The following is an 18569-nucleotide window of genomic DNA, read 5'->3' on the forward strand; positions in this document are numbered from 1 at the left end:
ATCTTTTTATAAAAGATGGTTTTTTTATATACGTCTTGTCAGCTTATGAAACGGACTGAGCCGTTCCTGCCGTTCTTCTGATTTATCCGTCAGCTGTAATCCCTCTGCCAAAACATTCGCCATGCTCATCACAAGATGAAGCCTCGTATTCTGCAGGACAAAATACTCCATAAACCCGCTGACATTGACGATTCCATTAATATGAACGTCACCGATCTCAGGAAGGTCTTTTTGAACACCGGCTCCGGGCTTCAGCGGTCCATCGCCAATTTGAAATGACCCTACACTTTTAACGCGGCCTAAACAAGCGTCAACCGCTATAATAAACGGATTTTTATGTATATGTTGAATATGTTTTAGTTTGTCTTTCATATTTACGGCGTGAACGGGGTCTGACAATGTTCCGTAAACGTGTAATCTGCCTAACTTCATGTTTTCTAACTTTGTTCCCACAAGCGGACCTAATGAATCTCCGGTTGATCGATCTGTACCGATACACACGGTGACTAACGGCCTGCCGCCTGCTTTACGTAAAGATGAAGCAAGGATCGCTTGTATTTGATTCGCGGCAGAGGAATCCGTGTGGGACACATATTGTTTTGCCCGTTCCTGAGAAAAAAGCCCGCCTTTTCGATTCATAGGGTTCACTTCCTTGTCATGTCATACGAGTATTACACTGATGTTTGTGGTGATGTATGGTTGTTTACAGTATATCCAGCACTGTCTTTTTTTATGCTTATGTCATAATCAATCTGCCGGGTAAAAAAATGAACCTGAAGCTGTTGTTCTTCAAGTTCATGAAAGGTATAAGACCATATGATCTACATCGACATATTGTTGGTGATCTAATTTCAGCGCTCTTTTTTCTGTAGAGAAGAGGATAAAACCTAACTGAGCGTAGAGTTTTTTTGCAGGTTCATTGGTTGAAGTAACCGAGAGGTGGAGCTGTTCCGTATCTTTCATCTTTTTTGCTTGGCTGATGGCTTCAGTCATTAAGGCTTTTCCTGCGCCTGATCCTCGATGTTTAGGAGAAACATACATAGAACCGATAACCGCAATGTGTCTTAGTTTATAAAGCGGATGATTGGATATTTTAATGATGCCTATAAGACTGTCTTTCTCAATGGCGCCAAGCACTATAGCATTGTCGGCTTCAAGCCTGGCTTTGAATTTTTCGGGCGGCCATTCTTTCTCCTCATCATAGCTGACCGCAAATGCGTCCGGGTGATCTTTTAATGCTTTGAGCCTGATGCTGGAGTAAAGCTGGGTGTCACTTGCGGTTAAACGCCTGATGTACATGATTTGAGCTCCTTACACGAATGAATTTTCTGTGTAGTCAATCATCTTTATCGTACCATATTTGTCCCGTTTGTATGAATGATTGCCGCTGTCGCTCAATATAGTAGCAATATGCGGGGATTATCAGAAATTTTATGAGGTGATAAGGTTGTGGAGAGCCGGAATGAGGTGGATGCTGCTCATATTAAGCAGCCAGATTGGAGCCGGGTATGCAAGCGGGCAGGAAATATGGCAGTTTTTCGGTGTTGAAAGCGGACTGGCCATTGTATTGTTTACAGTCATGTTCACCATTTCGGCTTATATTGTGCTGAAGATCAGCTATCAGGTCCAATCAACGCACTTTTTACCTGTGCTTGAGCATTTGATGGGGCCGGCTCTTGCCAAAATCTATGATATTCTTATCATGTTTTATTTATTTTCAACGACGACGGTCATGATTGCCGGTGGCGGTGTGACGCTGCAAATGTACAAGCTGCCGTTTTGGATCGGTATTTTTCTTCTGTGCATTGTGACCATCTGTTTATTCTTTTGGGATATAAAAGGAATATTATCTCTGAATAGCATTTTGATACCGATTCTTGTAGCGGGGCTGTTATATGCATTGATCTTTTTTCAGACAACCCATCACTATACGTGGACGATAGATTTGACCCGTCAATATAATTGGCCGGCGAGCATTACCTTTACATCATTAAATATCCTTTCTGTTGTGGCGGTTCTTTCTTCTGTCGGGAAGGATATGAAAGGACTTGGGGAAGCGAAAATCGCCAGTGTTGTCAGCGGGCTGATTTTCGGTGTGATTTCATTTGTCTACAATGAAACGCTTGTACAGCTCTCAGGCAGTCTCACACATTATGAGATTCCTCTCTTTGCTGTACTTGAAGGTGCTCCTTATCCGTTGTTTCTTTGTATGACAGCCGTGCTTTTTTTAGCCATTTATACGACAACCGTGACTGGTCTGTTCGGGCTGTCCAGCCGCATGCTTGTTTTTGTGAAATTGCCGAGATGGACGCTTGTTCTTCTTCTTTTAGCTGTGATGGTGCCTTTTACGACAATCGGCTTTTCAGATTTAATCGCCATTTTGTATCCCATTTACGGGCTCTTAAGTCTTTATTTGCTGGTATGTCTTCTTCTTTACCCTGTATTAGGGAGATGGAAAAAAGTATAATGCTCATTTTGAGTGCGGCCGTTGCTCTTATCCTGACTTTTTTTGTACAATGAATAAAGCAGTCTATGGAGAGAGGTGAAGGGTCTTGGCGGATAAAGACTTTGGCCTGAATGATATTGTTGAAATGAAGAAGCCGCACCCTTGCGGTGAAAACAGATGGAAAATCATTCGGATGGGAATGGATATTCGGATCAAATGCACGGGTTGTTCCCACAGTGTCATGATTCCGAGAAGAGATTTTGAGAGAAAGCTGAAAAAAGTACTCGTCAAGCATGAGGAGCCTACATCATAAAGGCTGACGCTCATGCTTTTTCATATAGAGGAGAGGAAGAGGCAAGATGAGCAAAGTGCATCAGTCAGCGTGTCCGCTGAATTGCTGGGACAGCTGCGGCTTTTTGGTGGCAGTTGAGGATGGAAAAGTGACGAAAGTAGACGGAGACCCGAGTCACCCCATCACAGAAGGGAAAATTTGCGGCCGGGGCAGAATGCTGGAGACGAAAACGAATGCACCGGAGCGGCTTCGTTTTCCTTTAAAAAAGAAAGATGGCGAATTTGTCCGCATTTCATGGGAGCAGGCGTTAGATGAAATTGCGGAAAAAATGGCGGAGATTAAGGAAACGCTGGGCACTGCCGCTGTGCTGCACAGTCATGATTACGCCAATAACGGTCTTTTGAAAGCGCTCGACCAGCGTTTTTTCAATGGATACGGCGGTGTGACGGAGATTGCGGGCAGCATTTGCTGGGGATCCGGAATTGAGGCGCAGCGCTGGGATTTCGGCCGTTCTTACGGGCATGGACCGCTTGATATTTATCACAGCAAGCATGTGATCGTATGGGGCAGAAACGTGTCACGGACGAATATGCACCTCTATCATCATTTGCAGCAGGTGAAGAAAAAAGGAGCGACACTGACGGTCATTGACCCTATTTTTAACCCGACTGCAAAGCTTGCCGACCGGTATATCTCCGTTAAACCCGGAATGGATGGCTGGCTTGCGGCGGGTGTTTTGAAAATATTATGCCAAACCGGCAGAACGGATGCCGATTTCATTCAAAAGCATTCGATCGGTTTTGAAGAAATAGAAAAGCTGCTGCACACGATTTCTTTGGATGAGATCATTGAGAAAACCGAAACATCTTTAGAAGTGCTTGAATATCTTGCTGATCTATATGCTGACGGTCCCGCTTCTACTTTTATGGGTCTTGGGATGCAGAGATATAAAAACGGCGGCGGGACGATACGCTGGATTGACGCTCTAGCGGCAGCGAGCGGAAATGTCGGTATTAAAGGCGGCGGAGCCAACTTTGGAAATGTCCAAGTCGGTGAAAGCTTTGCAAAGACCGAACTCACCCGTCCTGACCTGAAGAAAAACACGAGAACGTTTTCGATGATGACACAGGCCGAAGAGGCGCTGAACGCAGCCGACCCGCCGATTGAGATGATTATCGTGACGTGCGGCAATCCGCTGACACAGGTGCCGAATACAAAAAAAGTGAAGGAAGCGTTTGAAAAAACACCGGTCACAGTGGCCATTGATTCGGTCATGACCGATACGGCGAAGCTCTGTGACTATGTACTGCCGACGGCCGTTGTTTTTGAAGAAGAAGATATTTATTACTCCAGCATGTACCATCACTATGTTCAGTATGGCAGAAAGCTTGCGGAACCGCAGGGAGAGGCGAAATCAGACCGCTGGATCTGGACGGAGCTCGCCAAGCGTCTCGGATTCGGAGAGCTGTTTGATTACAGTACGGAAGATTTCTTGAAAATGGGGCTCTCTTCTTTGGAGAAAGAAGGAATCACACTTGAGCGATTAAAGGAAAAAGGCCATATGCCGCTTCCAGTCAAACAGGTTCCATGGAATGATTTCCAATTTTTAACCCCGAGCGGAAAGTTTGAATTCGTTTCGTCACTGGCAGAAGAGAAAGGATACAGCGGCCTCCCTCAATTGGAAGTGCCGGAAGAATCCGTTTATCACGACGCCGGGCTGGCCGGGAAATATCCGTATACGCTGCTGTCCATTCACCCGCAGCGCTCCAATCATTCACAGCACGTGCCGTTTATTGAAAAGCTTCAGCAGATTCAGGTGGATCTGTCGCCGGATATCGCCGAGGAGCTTTCACTTCAGGACGGAGATACGGCAGAGGTATACAATGACCGCGGACGTCTGCGCGGCAGGGTGAAAATCATGAAGCAGGCTCACCCGAAGACGGTGAATATAGATGAAGGCATGTGGTCGGCATTCGGAGGTTCGGTCAACATGCTTACAAAAGATTCAAATTCCGATAATGGAATGGGAAGTACGCTTTTTGACTGTCTGGTAGCGGTTAAAAAAGGATAATCTAAGGAGAGAGAGGGCAGGAAATGCTTTTTTCTCAGCTTGTCTTTTCCTATGAACCTCCTTATAATTGCTCTAGGTTTACAATACGTTTAATACGATGATGGTTTGATATAGAGGAGATGAAAGAATGGCTTTAACTGCTGGAATTGTCGGTTTGCCGAATGTGGGAAAATCGACGTTATTTAATGCAATTACCCAGGCTGGTGCCGAATCAGCCAACTACCCGTTCTGTACAATTGATCCGAACGTGGGAATCGTGGAAGTGCCTGATGAACGTCTGCAAAAGCTGACTGAATTGGTGAACCCGAAAAAAACGGTGCCGACTGCGTTTGAATTCACTGATATCGCGGGGATCGTAAAAGGCGCATCTAAAGGTGAAGGGCTGGGAAATAAGTTTCTTTCTCATATCCGTCAGGTAGACGCGATCTGTCACGTTGTACGGGCATTCGCGGATGACAATATTACGCACGTGTCAGGGAAAGTCGATCCGATTGATGATATTGAAACGATCAATCTTGAATTGATTCTTGCCGACATGGAGACAGTCGAAAAACGCATCACACGGGTAAGCAAGCTTGCGAAGCAAAAAGACAAAGAAGCGGTTATTGAATTTGACATTCTGTCTAAATTAAAAGAAGCTTTCGAACAAGAAAAGCCTGCACGTTCCGTTGAATTTACGGAAGAACAGCAAAAGCTTGTGAAGCAGCTTCATTTGCTTACGTCAAAACCCGTGCTTTATGTGGCGAATGTAAGCGAGGATGAAGTGGCTGATCCTTCAGACAATGAATACGTTGCGAAAATCCGTGAGTACGCCGCGGGTGAAAATGCCGAGGTCATCGTCGTCTGCGCGAAAATCGAGTCTGAAATTGCTGAATTGGAAGGCGAAGAAAAGCAAATGTTCCTTGAAGAGCTCGGCATTGAAGAGTCAGGCCTTGATCAGCTGATTAAAGCGTCATACTCTCTTCTCGGCCTTGCGACATACTTTACGGCGGGCGAACAGGAAGTGCGCGCTTGGACATTCAGAAAAGGCATGAAAGCTCCTGAGTGTGCAGGTATCATCCACACTGACTTTGAACGCGGCTTTATCCGCGCTGAAACGGTTGCTTATGAAGACCTCTTGGCAGGCGGCGGAATGTCCGGAGCCAAAGAAGCCGGAAAAGTGCGTCTGGAAGGTAAGGAATATATCGTCCAAGACGGAGATGTCATTCATTTCCGATTTAATGTATAGGACACAGTTGTAAAGGGACAAGAGCTTTGGTATAATATAAACTTGTGAGTAATAGAATTATTGCTCCTTGCCCATTTAAGGGCCGCTTAGACCAAAAGGAGGTGCAAACAGATGAAAAAGTACGAAGTTATGTACATTATCCGTCCAAACATTGACGAAGAGTCAAAGAAGGCAGTTATCGAGCGTTTCAACAACGTTTTGACTTCTAACGGAGCGGAGATCACTGGAACAAAAGATTGGGGTAAACGTCGTCTTGCTTACGAAATCAACGATTTCCGTGACGGTTTCTACCAAATCTTAAACGTTCAGTCTGAAGCTGCAGCGGTTGCTGAATTCGACCGTTTAGCTAAGATCAGTGACGATATCATTCGCCACATCGTTGTTAAAGAAGAAGAATAAGCAATTTGAAATATATAATGTTAAAAGGTGGTCTTTCATATGCTTAACCGAGTTGTATTAGTCGGAAGACTAACAAAAGACCCAGAGCTTCGTTATACGCCAAGCGGTGCGGCTGTCGCCACGTTTACTCTTGCTGTGAATCGTACTTTCACGAACCAGTCCGGAGAACGTGAAGCCGATTTCATTAATTGTGTCACTTGGAGAAGACAAGCCGAAAACGTTGCAAACTTTCTTAAAAAAGGAAGTCTTGCCGGCGTAGACGGCCGACTCCAGACGAGAAATTATGAAAATCAGCAGGGACAGCGTGTCTTCGTGACAGAAGTCCAAGCTGAAAGTGTTCAATTTCTTGAGCCTAAAAGCGGCGGTTCTGGTTCAGGCGGATACAACGAAGGAAACAGCGGCGGAGGCCAATACTTTGGCGGAGGCCAAAATGATAATCCGTTCGGCGGAAATCAGAACAGCCAGAGACGAAATCAAGGGAACAGCTTTAATGATGATCCATTTGCCAACGACGGCAAGCCGATTGACATCTCGGATGATGATCTTCCGTTCTAATAGATTATCGCTATATTCATAACAAGAAAGGTGGGAAATGACAATGGCAGGAGGACGCAGAGGCGGTCGTGCGAAACGCCGTAAGGTTTGTTACTTCACTTCTAACGGCATTACGCACATCGATTACAAAGATGTAGATCTTCTTAGAAAGTTTGTTTCTGAGCGTGGTAAAATCTTACCTCGCCGTGTAACTGGAACAAATGCGAAATACCAACGTAAATTGACTATCGCGATCAAACGCGCACGTCAAATGGCTTTACTTCCATACGTAACTGGCGAGTAAGCCGAAAGAAAAGAGCAAGAGCCTGCGGGCTCCTGCTCTTTTTTTATTATTCCGTCCCCATCCTGCCGAAATGTTTCACATGAAACATGGAAGGGCTTCTTACATCCGTCTTTGTTATCTTGCTCGCCTATTCAAATATGCGTACTTATAAAATGAATTTGTTTATACTGAAGAACAGGGGGTGACTGAGATGGAAACGGAAAGAAATATCCTGACAGATGAGAAGTGGAACACAATCATACACAATGATGTTTCCTATGACGGGGTATTTTATTATGCGGTAAAAACGACGGGGATTTTCTGCCGCCCTTCTTGTAAATCGAGAGTTCCGAATAAGAAAAACGTACTGGTGTTTGATACGGCTGAAGCAGCGATAAAGAGACATTTTCGTCCTTGTAAAAGGTGCCGGCCAAACGGCCTTCGCCTCCCAGATGAAGAATGGGTTGCGCAAATCACTGAGTATATTGACGGCCATTATCATGAACCCCTGACTCTGAGCGTACTGGCAGATATGTGTCACGGCAGCCCCTATCATTTACAGCGGACATTTAAAAAAATCAAAGGGACATCTCCGATTGAGTATATACAGAAAAAGAGACTCGCGAAGGCGGGGGATCTTTTAATGCATACTGATAAAACAGTTATGGAGATCGCTCTGACTGTCGGATTTCCAAACACAGCGCATTTTGCGACCCTTTTCAAAAAGAGAACCGGAAGTTCGCCCACAGAATACAGAAAAACTGCCGGAACGAGACAGGGAGGGTCATTATGAGTAAAGAGACGATGATCTATTGGACACGCTTCACATGGATGGATTGGAGCCTGTATACAGCCGCTACTTCTAAGGGGCTTTGCTTCATAGGTTCAAATCATGGGGACTTTGAAGAACTTGCGCAGTGGGCAGGAAAAGCCATGCCGGAATACCGATTGGTGCGTGATGATGAAAAACTGGCGCCTTACACAGCAGAGCTGTCTGAGTACATCAAAAATGACAGATCGGTATTTTCCGTCCCGCTCGATCTTTATGGGACGGAATTTCAGCTTGCTGTATGGAAAGCGCTTATGGACATACCGTATGGCGAGACATACTCCTATTCGGATATAGCAGAAATGATCCGGAAACCGTCAGCCGTAAGAGCCGTGGGCGCCGCAATCGGGAAAAATCCGGTATTGATTACGGTTCCGTGCCATCGTGTCATCGGGAAAAACGGGAAACTGACCGGATTCAGAGGCGGTTTAGAAATGAAAAAACAGCTGCTGGCATTAGAGGGCAGGCACAATAAAACATGGAAATAGACACATGCTGAATGTTAATACCGGCTGAGCCGGCGGGAGGGAACACATGAAACTGATTTCTTGGAATGTAAACGGCTTGCGTGCCGTGATGAAAAAAAGAGATATCAATACTTACGTTCAGGAAACGAAAGCCGATATTCTATGTCTGCAAGAAACAAAAGTACAGGACGGACAAGTATCATTACAGCCTGAAGGATATCATGCCTATTGGAACTATGCGGTGAAAAAAGGCTACTCAGGCACGGCTGTTTTCTCGAAAGAAGAGCCGCTGCACGTGTCCTATGGGTTGGGAATTGACAGCCATGATCAAGAAGGACGGGTAATCACGCTTGAATTTGAGCACGTGTTCGTCGTCAACTGCTACACGCCAAATGCCAAACGCGGATTAGAGCGAATTGATTACCGTCTTCAATGGGAAGCGGATTTTAAGGATTATCTGCAGAAGCTTGACCGGAAGAAGCCTGTGATCTTATGCGGCGATTTAAATGTCGCACACAGGGAGATAGACTTGAAAAATCCAAAAGCCAACCGAAAGAACGCCGGTTTCTCGGATCAGGAGCGGGAAGCGTTCAGCGCTCTGCTGAACGCGGGATTTACCGACTCGTTCCGCTATTTATATCCCGATCAGGAAGGCGCGTATTCCTGGTGGTCTTACAGGACGAATGCACGCGAGAAAAATATCGGCTGGCGGCTCGATTATGTTATTGTTTCAGACAGGCTGAAGCACCGGATCAGCCAAGCAGCCATTTGTGCCGATATCATGGGTTCTGACCATTGCCCTGTTGAAATGACAGTGGATTTATGATGAGATAGCAGTAAGAGAAATCCACTCTTGCTGCTTTTTTATTATCGAAAATGGAGGAGCACATGGCAAATATAAAAGAGATTGCGAAACTGGCGAATGTGTCGGTGGCCACCGTATCACGCGTGTTAAACCAACACCCGTATGTATCTGAGGAGAAAAGGCGTCTTGTGAATCAAGTAATGAAGGAGCTGGATTATACTCCTAATCGAACTGCCATTGATCTGATTCGCGGAAAGACCAATACGATCGGCGTAATATTGCCGTACAGTGACCATCCCTGCTTTGACAAAATTGTAAACGGTATCACGAAGGAAGCGTTTGCTCATGATTACGTGACAACCCTTCTCCCCACCAACTATGACCCCGCTATAGAGATGACGTATTTCGAACTGCTGAAAATGAAAAAGATTGACGGGCTGATTGTCACCTCCCGCGCGAATGAATGGGAAACAGCCGTGCCTTACCTTGAATACGGACCCATTGTCGCTTGTGAATATACACAGCACGAAGAGATTCCCTGCGCTTATAACGACAGACAGGCGGCTTACAGAGAGAGCTTTATGTATTTGAAAAACCGTGGGCACCAAGATGTTGCTTTTACATGTGTGCGGGAAGCGGAAAAAAGTCCGAGTACGGCCGACAAGGTAAATGCATATAAAGCGGTTTTCGGTTCTCTTGATGAAACCCGCATTATGGTCGGTTGCCATGATATGGACGATGGAAAGCGTGCGGGTGAGCATTTCTGGGGGTTCAGCAAGTCGCCGACGGCCGTCTATGCGCATAGTGATGATGTGGCTGCCGGCTTGTACCAATTTGCGAAAGAACAGAAATGGGACGCGGAGATCATCGGTGAAGGAAATTTGAGCGTCAGCCGGGTTTTGAATATTCCATCTCTGGAACTTCATTTAGAACGGGTCGGAAAAGAAGCATTTTTGCTGTTTTTGCACGGAGAAACGGCTAAAAAACAAATTATGCACCAATTTCAGCAGAAAAAGTCTTGAGCTGAAATGGATTTCATGCCTTATAACTAGATTGAGGAAAAAAGGGAGGCGGACATATGCGAATTGAACATGCAGCGATATGGGTGAAAGATTTAGAACGGATGAAAGAATTTTATGAGAAATACTTCGGGGCAAAGGCCAATGACCTTTACCATAATGAGAAAAAGGATTTCAAATCGTACTTTCTTTCATTTGACTCCGGATGCAGGCTGGAACTTATGAAAAAAGGCGGCATTGATGAAACTCCGTCACAGAATATGACCGGATGGGCGCATCTCGCATTTTCTACAGGCAGCAAGGAGCGGGTGAATGAACTGACGGAGACGTTTAAAAATGACGGATTTCAGGTTGTAAGCGGCCCGCGCGTAACGGGTGACGGATATTATGAGAGCGTGATAGAGGATGGGGAAGGCAATTTGATAGAAATCACAGTGTAACAGTGCGGGGTGAACCCGCACTGTTTTATTGATTATATTTGCTGTGCATTTGTTTTCGGGCCGAAGAGGATTAACAGAACGGAACATAGAAGCCAGCAGCCGCCGATAAACAAAAAGACACTGATGTATCCGAGTTTTACGGCAATAAATCCGACGAGCAGGGAACCGAATATGTTGGAAAAACGGCCGAGCCCGTACGCCAGCCCGCTGCCCGCCGAACGATATTCCGTCGGATACGGCTCTGATGTGTATGCGTATAAATTTGAGGTGAAAACCCGTTCCGTGACGTTGACGACAAATCCAAACACAATAATCATCACGGGAATAAATGTCATGCCGTACAACAGTCCGGCAATGGCAGTCAGAAAAGCGCTTGCGGCCAGAATCCATTTCCTTTGGAACTTTTCGGATATCATGGATCCGAGCAACGCGCCAAGCGGGGCGCCGACAGAGTGAAGCACATTGTACCACAGCGTTTTTTCCATGGTGATGCCGTTGCTTTTCAGCAGGCTGGGCACCCATGAGGCAAAGCCGTAAAAGCCAAAGGTTTCAAGAATCCATACTGCAGACAGGATGATGGTGATCTTTAAATTCCTGCCCTGAAACAGCCCTAAGTAGCCGGCGTGCTTCACTGTATGTACTTCTGCTGCTTCTTTTGGCGCGGGGAGCGGACCTTTTTCTTTCTCTACGCGGGCTTCAAGCCGATTCATAATGGCGTCTGCCTGATCATATGCCCCCCGATTTTCGTGCCAGCGCGGCGATTCCTCAAGCCGGCGGATAAAAAAGAAATAAATGAGACCGGCCGCGCCCCATACAAAAACGAGCCGCCATCCCCATGAGCCTAACGGAATGACAAAAGCGGATACGACGTTTGTCACGGGAACGCCGATTAAGCCGATCATGGCGCAAAAGGAAATGTATTTTCCCCGAACGGAGGATGGGAAGAATTCCGCCAAGTAGCTGTTAGTGACAATCATGGCGGCCGCGACGCCGAGACCTGTCAAAAACCTGAAAATCATTAAGGAAGGAATGTCCCATGCCAGCGCATTCAGAAAAGATGAGATCGAAAAGATAAGAACAAAACAATTCAGCGCTTTTTTCCTGCCGATCCGATCGGACAGCCTGCCGCCGAGCGAGGCGCCCAAAAACATGCCCAGGAAGGACGCAGCCGTGATGTCGGCAATGGTAGACAGCTTCACGCCCCAATGCTCAATCAGCGCAGGAGCCACGTTGCTGAGCGTAAACAGATCAGCGAGATCGAAAAAATAGATGATTCCGAGAGCGGTTAATACTTGATAGTGCACACGCGAAATGGGGAGACGGTCTAATCGGTTCGCTACATTTGAGAATGTCTGATGTTTCATAAAAAACCCCCTGACTTGGCAAAATGTAATCAGAAAATACTGTAAATTCATCTGACAAATACATTATAAAGGTCTTTTTATGGCAAAAACAGAGTGCAAATAACCAGAGCTGAAGGAAACAGCATAGCGCTTTCTTCTTAAAAATATATAACATTTCCTATATCTGATTCTGTTTATATTGTAAAATGTTGAAGGAAAGGAAGTTGATGCATAAATATGAATATGTTTATAAGGCCCGCAGAAGGAAGAAATAGTGTGTGGAGATATCTCCTTTCTCTGTTGGTCATTGCGGGTTTGTTCATTTTTGGAAGCATATTGACCGTGTTTTATATGTTTCTCACGTCCGAGTTCAATCCTTCATTGACGATAGATTGGGATGAAGCGGCATTAAGTGACCCGCTGGCGGATATTTATTTACAGCATATCGTCTATTTCATAGCCATCCCGGGCATTTGGATAGCGGTTCGTTTCATTATGAAACGGCGGTTTTTATCCATCATCACACCGAATCAGTCGCTGAACTGGAAGCGGATTTTCTTTGGATTCGGCACTTACTTTTTGTTGATGTTTATGGCGGGGCTGATTGATTTTTCAATCCATCCGGGTCGCTTCACGCTTCAGGAATTCCATGCTTCACGCTTTCTGCTGCTGTTAGTGGCATCCATCTTTTTGGTGCCGATTCAAACCTCCGCGGAGGAATTTCTCTTTCGGGGTTTTCTGCTTCAGTTCGCCGGAAAACTGACAGCAAATGCGGTGGTTTTGACTGTCATCGTCGGCGGATTATTCGGCGCACTTCATTTCGGAAATCCGGAGATGGAAAACGGGGCGCTCTGGGCGGGAATCGGATATGTCACCATCGGCATGATCTGGACCTTTATCACGATAAAAACAGGCAGTCTGGAGATGTCCTTGGGCGGTCACGCTGCCAATAATATGTTTTTATTTATCTTTCTCACAGAGGATCATTCGGTGTACAGCGGCATTCCGTCGCTATTTGCAACAGCAGCCGGCGGCTATGAAATATATGATTGCATATCGACTCTGGTGATCAATGTCATCTTCGCATGGCTCGCGTTCCGTTTTGTGAAAAAAGAAAAGCAGCAGGCCGCCTAGGCTCTGCTGCTGATTTGTAATGTGTTCATCGCTTCATCAATATCCGTCGTCGGCCTGCGGCAGGTAAAATTTTCACAAATGTAAACCGTCGTTTTACCGTCAATCATTTGATAGCCCGCGGCAAAATCAGAAATGCCTGCAAGCTCTGACGGATGTTCCGCGGCGAGAATCGTATAGGCGGGAGTGAAATGTTCCTGAAGCGCCTCAATGAAACGCTTTCTGTCCGGATCATCTTTGCTTCCGAACACAACGATTTCTTTTTGCGGCATTGTATACGCCAGTACGCTTTGCATGAAGAAAGCGTTGCTGCTCGGGTAGGCCTCTATTTCCCGTTTGAAAACAGAAAACATGGCTTCAGCTTTTTCGATCAGTGATACATCACCCGTCAGGCGGCCGAGGCGAAGCAGCTGGACGGCAGCCGCGCTGTTTCCGGAAGGCACGGCTCCGTCATAAACTTCTTTTTCCCTGACAAGAAGAGTCTCGGCGTCATTCCCCGTAAAGAAGAAACCTCCGTGTCCTTCATCCCAGAACAGATCGAGCATGCTTGTACATAACGTTTTCGCTTTTTGCAGATAAGACGCATCAAAATCCGCTTCATACAGGTCAAGGTAAGCCCAAATGAGAAAAGCGTAATCATCGATAAATCCTTTGTTTTTCACTTCGCCCTCACGGTAGCGGACCATGACGCGCCCGTCCGGCATGAGGTGACGTTCGAGAAAGCGGATCGCTGTTTCCGCCATGCTGAGAAAGTCCCGATCGTGAAATACCTTTGCGGCTTTTGCCAGCCCGGCAATCATGAGCGCGTTCCATGAGGTCAGCACTTTGTCATCTGTGTGCGGATAGCTTCTGTTTTCCCGCGCCTCCAGCAATTTTTTTCTTGCGCCTTCAAGACGTTCGGTCAGCTCATGTCCGGTGAGGCCGGTTTCTTCGAGGATGGCCTCACGCCGCGTGAAAATAAGGTTCGGGATGTTTTCTCCTTCGAAATTGCCTTGATCTGTGATGTTATATACCTTGCAATAAAGCGAGCCGAGTTCATCACCGAGAAGATCCATGATTTCTTTTTTTGACCATATGTAATATTTCCCCTCACGGCCTTCGGTATCAGCGTCTAAGGCTGAGAAAAAGCTGCCGTCTTCATGCATCATTTCCCGCTGAATAAACGTCACGATCTGCCTCGCAACCTGTTTGTAGCGCTCATTGCCCGTGACTTGATAGGCTTCGGTATATGCGGTCAGGAGAAGGGCGTTGTCATACAGCATTTTCTCAAAGTGCGGCACGAGCCATTCATTATCAGTCGAGTAGCGGGCAAAGCCGAACCCGATGTGGTCAAAAATACCGCCGTTCGCCATGCCGTCGAGTGTCTTGGTTACGCCTGCCAATGCCTGTTCCTTACCCGTATAGCTGTAGTAGCGAAGCAGAAACATGAGCATATGCGGCATCGGGAACTTCGGAGCCTGGCCGAACCCGCCGTACACCGTATCAAACCCGCCGGCCAGCTGGCGATACGTGTCATGGACCGCCTGTTCGCCAAGCATGCCCTCAGCCGGGTGAACCTTGACTTCAAGATGAGCGGCGGCGTTTTCAGCAATATCCTCGACATGCTGCCGGTCGTTTGCAAACGTTTCGGACAGATGTTCAAGCACATCGATAAAGCCAGGGCGGTTAAATTTGCTCGTCTTCGGAAAATACGTCCCCGCATAAAACGGCTTCTGATCAGGTGTGATGAACACATTCAGCGGCCACCCGCCCTGCCCCGTCATCAGCTGGCAGATTCTCATATACACGGAATCCACATCAGGCCGCTCCTCACGATCAACCTTGATGGCTATAAATTTATCATTTAGAATACCGGCGATCTCTTCGTCTTCAAAGGACTCGTGAGCCATTACGTGGCACCAGTGACATGTCGAATAGCCGATGCTGACAAGAACCGGCTTGTTTTCGCGTTTCGCTTTTTCGAAGGCTTCTTCTCCCCAAGGGTGCCAGTTTACGGGGTTGTGGGCGTGTTGGAGGAGATATGGAGACTTCTCTGTGATTAAACTGTTGGGTTTGCTATTGTTTGGCATGGGATCACCTTCTTTCGTAGTAAAGATTATTATTTAATTTATTATGAGCGATCTCCCTAATTTTATAACATAATTTCAACGATTACTTTCGTGAGGGTAATCTTTACTTGAATTTTTGCTCTAATAGCGCGAAAGCTCTTCTATAAGTGAAAAAATCACCCCATTGACAACTAATGTTGTTGATTTTATAATAAATTCAAATTTGAATAATAAAACCTTTATTTAGGACGTGGATTTTTCTAGAGAGAACTCTATTTTCGCCACACAACTGTCAGTAGACAATTGTGTGGTTTTTTTTGTGCAAAAAAAAAGGAGGGGGAAACTTTGAAGAAATGGCATTATGCGTTAATTGTTTTTTTAGGTGGATGTTGTTATGGAATATTATCTATGTTTGTTAAACTAGCTTATTTAGCAGGGTATTCGGTGACAGAGGTAACAGGCGGACAATATTTATTTGGAACCTTAATTACTTGGATTCTTGTTTTATTTACAAAAAAGAAAAATGTCACCCGAAGTCAAACACTCAAATTACTGTTATCGGGAATTCCTTTCGGTCTGACAGGTGCATTTTATTATCATTCATTACAAACTCTTAATGCGTCACTGGCTATTATCTTACTATTTCAATTCATTTGGATTGGTACACTTTTCGAGCTTATAATCTATAAGAGAAAACCAAACAAAGAAAAACTTATATCAATATTTATTCTTTTAGTGGGTTCCATACTAGCAGGAGGTATTATTTCTGAAGGCGGAATTGAATTATCATGGCAAGGTACAATTTGGGGACTTTTATCTGCTTTAACATTTGCAACGTCACTTTTTCTCAGTGGTTCAGTAGGGAAAGATACTCCCCCATTACTAAAAAGTGCATTTCTTTCTACAGGTGCTTTAGTGGTTGTATTCTTGATATTCCCACCAATTTATTTATTGGACTTACCCACGCTAGCGGGAGTTGCACCGTATGGATTTATACTAGGTTTGTTTGGAGTTTTCCTCCCTCCTCTTTTATATTCCATAGGAATGCCTCATATTGGTCCTGGACTTGGGACAATTTTAACAGCATCTGAACTTCCAGTAGCTGTTTCCATGTCTGCATTGGTCTTGGGTGAAAGTGTAGGTTGGTCGCGATGGATGGGAGTTATCCTTATATTAAGTGGAATTATTGTTAGTAATGTTAGACAATCATAAAAAACAACTGCAATTAATGCCGGGACAAGATAATCAAATTTGAAGATTGTCTTGTCTGTTTTTTTAAGGGTAGTTATACGAACGTGGCATCAATGACAAGTCGAATAGCCGATGCTGACAAGAACCGGCTTGTTTTCGCGTTGCGCTTTTTCGAAGGCTTCTTCTCCCCAAGGGTGCCAGTTTACTGGGTTGTGGGCGTGTTGAAGTAAATATGGGGACTTCTCCGTGATTAAGCTGTTGGGTTTGCTTTTATTTGGCATGGGATCATCCGCTTTCAATTTGTTTTTCATTCTTACTGTACCACAAGTATAAAATTAAATACTTTAAATATTTCCCCTTTCAAACGTGAAGGTGTTTTTCATTTATCCCATATTATGGGTTAGTCCCCACTGGTCTGCGACAGTTTTATTGTGGTGTGTTCCGGAAAGAGTGGTTATGTTAAGTTACGTTGCAAATAAACAAATTACTAATTCTGTTCTTTTGTTAGCTTTGAGCTTTTGTGATATATGATTTAACTGAAGGAGATTATATGTATTGAATTGATTTAATAAACCTTTGGTGACGGCGGCCGACTTGGTTAAAGGAAAAGAAACAAAGTTGGAAGAGTAGACTTTATGTCTGCTCATTTTTTTGTGCTTAAAATCTGTCAAAAAACAATAATATTGAATAGCACATTTTTAGTAAAAGAAACATAAGTCCAATTCGTTAAGATCGTTTTTTCATATTCTATAAAAAAACTGGAGGTGTATTTTTTGTCAAGTTGGTACGAGGGATTAATCTAAGAGTTGCATAAGAAGCGAGATATAAAATAGATGAAATAGCCCGTCCATACACTTAATTCAGTGCAAGAATTCAAAGCAGCCGCTTGAGTCAAGAAATGAGTTGCTGTTTCTGAGAATATTGCAAAAAACTGAACTATATCCTGAAACTGTATTAACAATGTTATGCGTGTTGCCAACTCTAGTTACGGTAATGAGAGAATGGCTAGGTTCGCCGTTCTTACAGATTGGGCACACTGGGCATTCCAATGCTGTTTTCCTTTTTTTGCTCATTGAGGAAGAGGAGTGAATGGTTGGGGAATTTGGTTTAGGAATTGATCCAGTTCTTTCGGTGTGGAACCTCGGGAAACCACTTGATGGTATTTAACAGTAACGAATGAAAAAAGTAAAAAAATTGAGCGTGTGAGAAAATAATTATTTATTCAAACAGATCATGATATTCATAGTTAGTAAGCAGATTAAATGAGAGGAAGTGGTATGTTTGGTTGTTATCGTACGTGGAACATGCGTAGGAGTGTCATACCGAGCGAGCAGCGGAGCTTCATGCAGGAATGGCTATTGTGTTCATAACGGAAGATTGGTAGGTGGCGTCACAAGTATAACGAACAACACCATCAATGTAACCACAAGTGTTCAAAACACAAACTTGTCGGCTTATCAGGGCATTCTTCTCAGTCACTTAGCGGTTAATCCTATAACTGGTCAAGTCACCCAGCAGTATTTATTCATTAACAGAAACCGATTACAAAGTGTTAGAGTAACTCCTTATACGAAATATAGAGATGCCAATTGTCACCGGGAAAGCCATTATAATATACCTGACATCATTTATCCAGGTGAATGTGTCGGAATTAGGTTTTTTGTAAATAATCGTTATGAAATCAGTAATGGCAGATACCTATATTGGCAAGGGGCAACGAACCACTGTAGATTCAATGAACGCCCTCAGAGTACGAACAGAAGATATGTAAGACAGATCTGGTATTCTCATTGGATACTTAATCCAAATAATCCTGCGGATATTATTGATCAAAAAAAATCAAGAGGGCGAGGGGCTCCTGGAAATGAGCACCGAATTTATGTTTTTAAACTGAGAGATCCATTTAATGGCGAGATCATACCAGTAACTCCAATACTCTCTAATAGAAGGAATTTAAGAATTATTTATCATTAGGTATGACAGAGAGTTAATCTTTGAGGGGGGCCAGTGCAGAAAGGAATTCCTAAAAACAGGCATGCTGGT

At 44.8% G+C, this 18569-nt stretch carries 18 protein-coding genes and 1 pseudogene; 14 read left to right on the forward strand and 5 right to left on the reverse strand.

Features of this window, described 5'->3' with window-relative positions; translation table 11 throughout:
• Positions 1–24: 24 nt before the first annotated feature.
• Positions 25–639 (reverse strand): spore protease YyaC, encoded by a 615-nt coding sequence (gene yyaC / locus Y79_RS0108700; protein ID WP_016937320.1) that lies wholly within the window; start codon positions 637–639, stop codon positions 25–27.
• A 156-nt stretch (positions 640–795) separates the two neighbouring features.
• Positions 796–1299 carry a GNAT family N-acetyltransferase gene (locus Y79_RS0108705; RefSeq protein WP_016937321.1) on the reverse strand — a complete coding sequence of 168 codons (504 nt, stop codon included), beginning with the start codon at positions 1297–1299 and terminating at the stop codon, positions 796–798.
• Between the two features lie 163 nt (positions 1300–1462).
• Between Y79_RS0108705 and Y79_RS0108710 the strand changes: the two genes are divergently transcribed.
• From Y79_RS0108710 to Y79_RS0108765, 12 genes are all read left to right on the forward strand, one after another.
• Entirely contained in the window at positions 1463–2467 is a 1005-nt protein-coding gene (locus Y79_RS0108710) for a YkvI family membrane protein (RefSeq protein ID WP_016937322.1), read from the forward strand.
• 85 nt (positions 2468–2552) lie between these two features.
• The gene (locus Y79_RS0108715; protein ID WP_004392973.1) at positions 2553–2759 is read left to right on the forward strand and encodes a DUF951 domain-containing protein; all 207 of its coding nucleotides are present in this window, start codon (positions 2553–2555) and stop codon (positions 2757–2759) included.
• Between the two features lie 46 nt (positions 2760–2805).
• Complete coding sequence (locus Y79_RS0108720) at positions 2806–4809, forward strand: molybdopterin-dependent oxidoreductase (protein WP_016937323.1); 2004 nt, start codon at positions 2806–2808, stop codon at positions 4807–4809.
• Between the two features lie 127 nt (positions 4810–4936).
• Positions 4937–6037 (forward strand): redox-regulated ATPase YchF, encoded by a 1101-nt coding sequence (gene ychF / locus Y79_RS0108725; protein WP_016937324.1) that lies wholly within the window; start codon positions 4937–4939, stop codon positions 6035–6037.
• A 111-nt stretch (positions 6038–6148) separates the two neighbouring features.
• Positions 6149–6436 (forward strand): 30S ribosomal protein S6, encoded by a 288-nt coding sequence (gene rpsF, locus Y79_RS0108730; RefSeq protein WP_004392977.1) that lies wholly within the window; start codon positions 6149–6151, stop codon positions 6434–6436.
• 39 nt (positions 6437–6475) lie between these two features.
• A complete protein-coding gene (ssbA, locus tag Y79_RS0108735; protein WP_016937325.1) occupies positions 6476–6991 on the forward strand; it encodes a single-stranded DNA-binding protein SsbA in 516 nt (171 codons plus the stop codon).
• 43 nt (positions 6992–7034) lie between these two features.
• Positions 7035–7274: a 30S ribosomal protein S18 gene (gene rpsR, locus Y79_RS0108740; protein WP_004392983.1), complete on the forward strand. Its 240-nt coding sequence runs from the start codon at positions 7035–7037 to the stop codon at positions 7272–7274.
• A gap of 190 nt (positions 7275–7464) precedes the next feature.
• A complete protein-coding gene (locus tag Y79_RS0108745; protein ID WP_029575276.1) occupies positions 7465–8046 on the forward strand; it encodes a bifunctional transcriptional activator/DNA repair enzyme AdaA in 582 nt (193 codons plus the stop codon).
• On the forward strand, positions 8043–8570 hold the full coding sequence (locus Y79_RS0108750) for a methylated-DNA--[protein]-cysteine S-methyltransferase (protein WP_016937326.1): 528 nt from the start codon (positions 8043–8045) through the stop codon (positions 8568–8570). The genes Y79_RS0108745 and Y79_RS0108750 overlap by 4 nt, the downstream gene beginning before the upstream one ends.
• A 46-nt stretch (positions 8571–8616) precedes the next feature.
• Complete coding sequence (gene xth, locus Y79_RS0108755; RefSeq protein WP_016937327.1) at positions 8617–9375, forward strand: exodeoxyribonuclease III; 759 nt, start codon at positions 8617–8619, stop codon at positions 9373–9375.
• A 62-nt stretch (positions 9376–9437) separates the two neighbouring features.
• A complete protein-coding gene (locus tag Y79_RS0108760) occupies positions 9438–10376 on the forward strand; it encodes a LacI family DNA-binding transcriptional regulator (RefSeq protein WP_016937328.1) in 939 nt (312 codons plus the stop codon).
• 56 nt (positions 10377–10432) lie between these two features.
• Entirely contained in the window at positions 10433–10813 is a 381-nt protein-coding gene (locus tag Y79_RS0108765) for a VOC family protein (RefSeq protein ID WP_016937329.1), read from the forward strand.
• A 32-nt stretch (positions 10814–10845) separates the two neighbouring features.
• Here Y79_RS0108765 and Y79_RS0108770 read toward each other — a convergent pair whose 3' ends face one another.
• Positions 10846–12177 (reverse strand): MFS transporter, encoded by a 1332-nt coding sequence (locus Y79_RS0108770; protein WP_016937330.1) that lies wholly within the window; start codon positions 12175–12177, stop codon positions 10846–10848.
• Positions 12178–12393: 216 nt separating this feature from the next.
• Between Y79_RS0108770 and Y79_RS0108775 the strand changes: the two genes are divergently transcribed.
• Positions 12394–13290, forward strand: coding sequence for a CPBP family intramembrane glutamic endopeptidase (locus Y79_RS0108775; RefSeq protein ID WP_016937331.1), 897 nt, complete (start codon positions 12394–12396; stop codon positions 13288–13290).
• Here Y79_RS0108775 and Y79_RS0108780 read toward each other — a convergent pair.
• Complete coding sequence (locus tag Y79_RS0108780; RefSeq protein WP_016937332.1) at positions 13287–15356, reverse strand: thioredoxin domain-containing protein; 2070 nt, start codon at positions 15354–15356, stop codon at positions 13287–13289. The genes Y79_RS0108775 and Y79_RS0108780 overlap by 4 nt on opposite strands.
• A gap of 324 nt (positions 15357–15680) precedes the next feature.
• Between Y79_RS0108780 and Y79_RS0108785 the strand changes: the two genes are divergently transcribed.
• Complete coding sequence (locus Y79_RS0108785; RefSeq protein ID WP_016937333.1) at positions 15681–16547, forward strand: EamA family transporter; 867 nt, start codon at positions 15681–15683, stop codon at positions 16545–16547.
• Positions 16548–16639: 92 nt separating this feature from the next.
• Here the strand turns inward: Y79_RS0108785 and Y79_RS1000000120795 are convergent.
• Positions 16640–16807 (reverse strand): annotated as a pseudogene (locus Y79_RS1000000120795) (DUF255 domain-containing protein); the annotation flags it as partial.
• Positions 16808–18569 lie beyond the last annotated feature (1762 nt).

Source organism: Bacillus siamensis KCTC 13613 (assembly GCF_000262045.1).
GTDB classification, from domain to species: Bacteria; Bacillota; Bacilli; order Bacillales; family Bacillaceae; genus Bacillus; species Bacillus siamensis.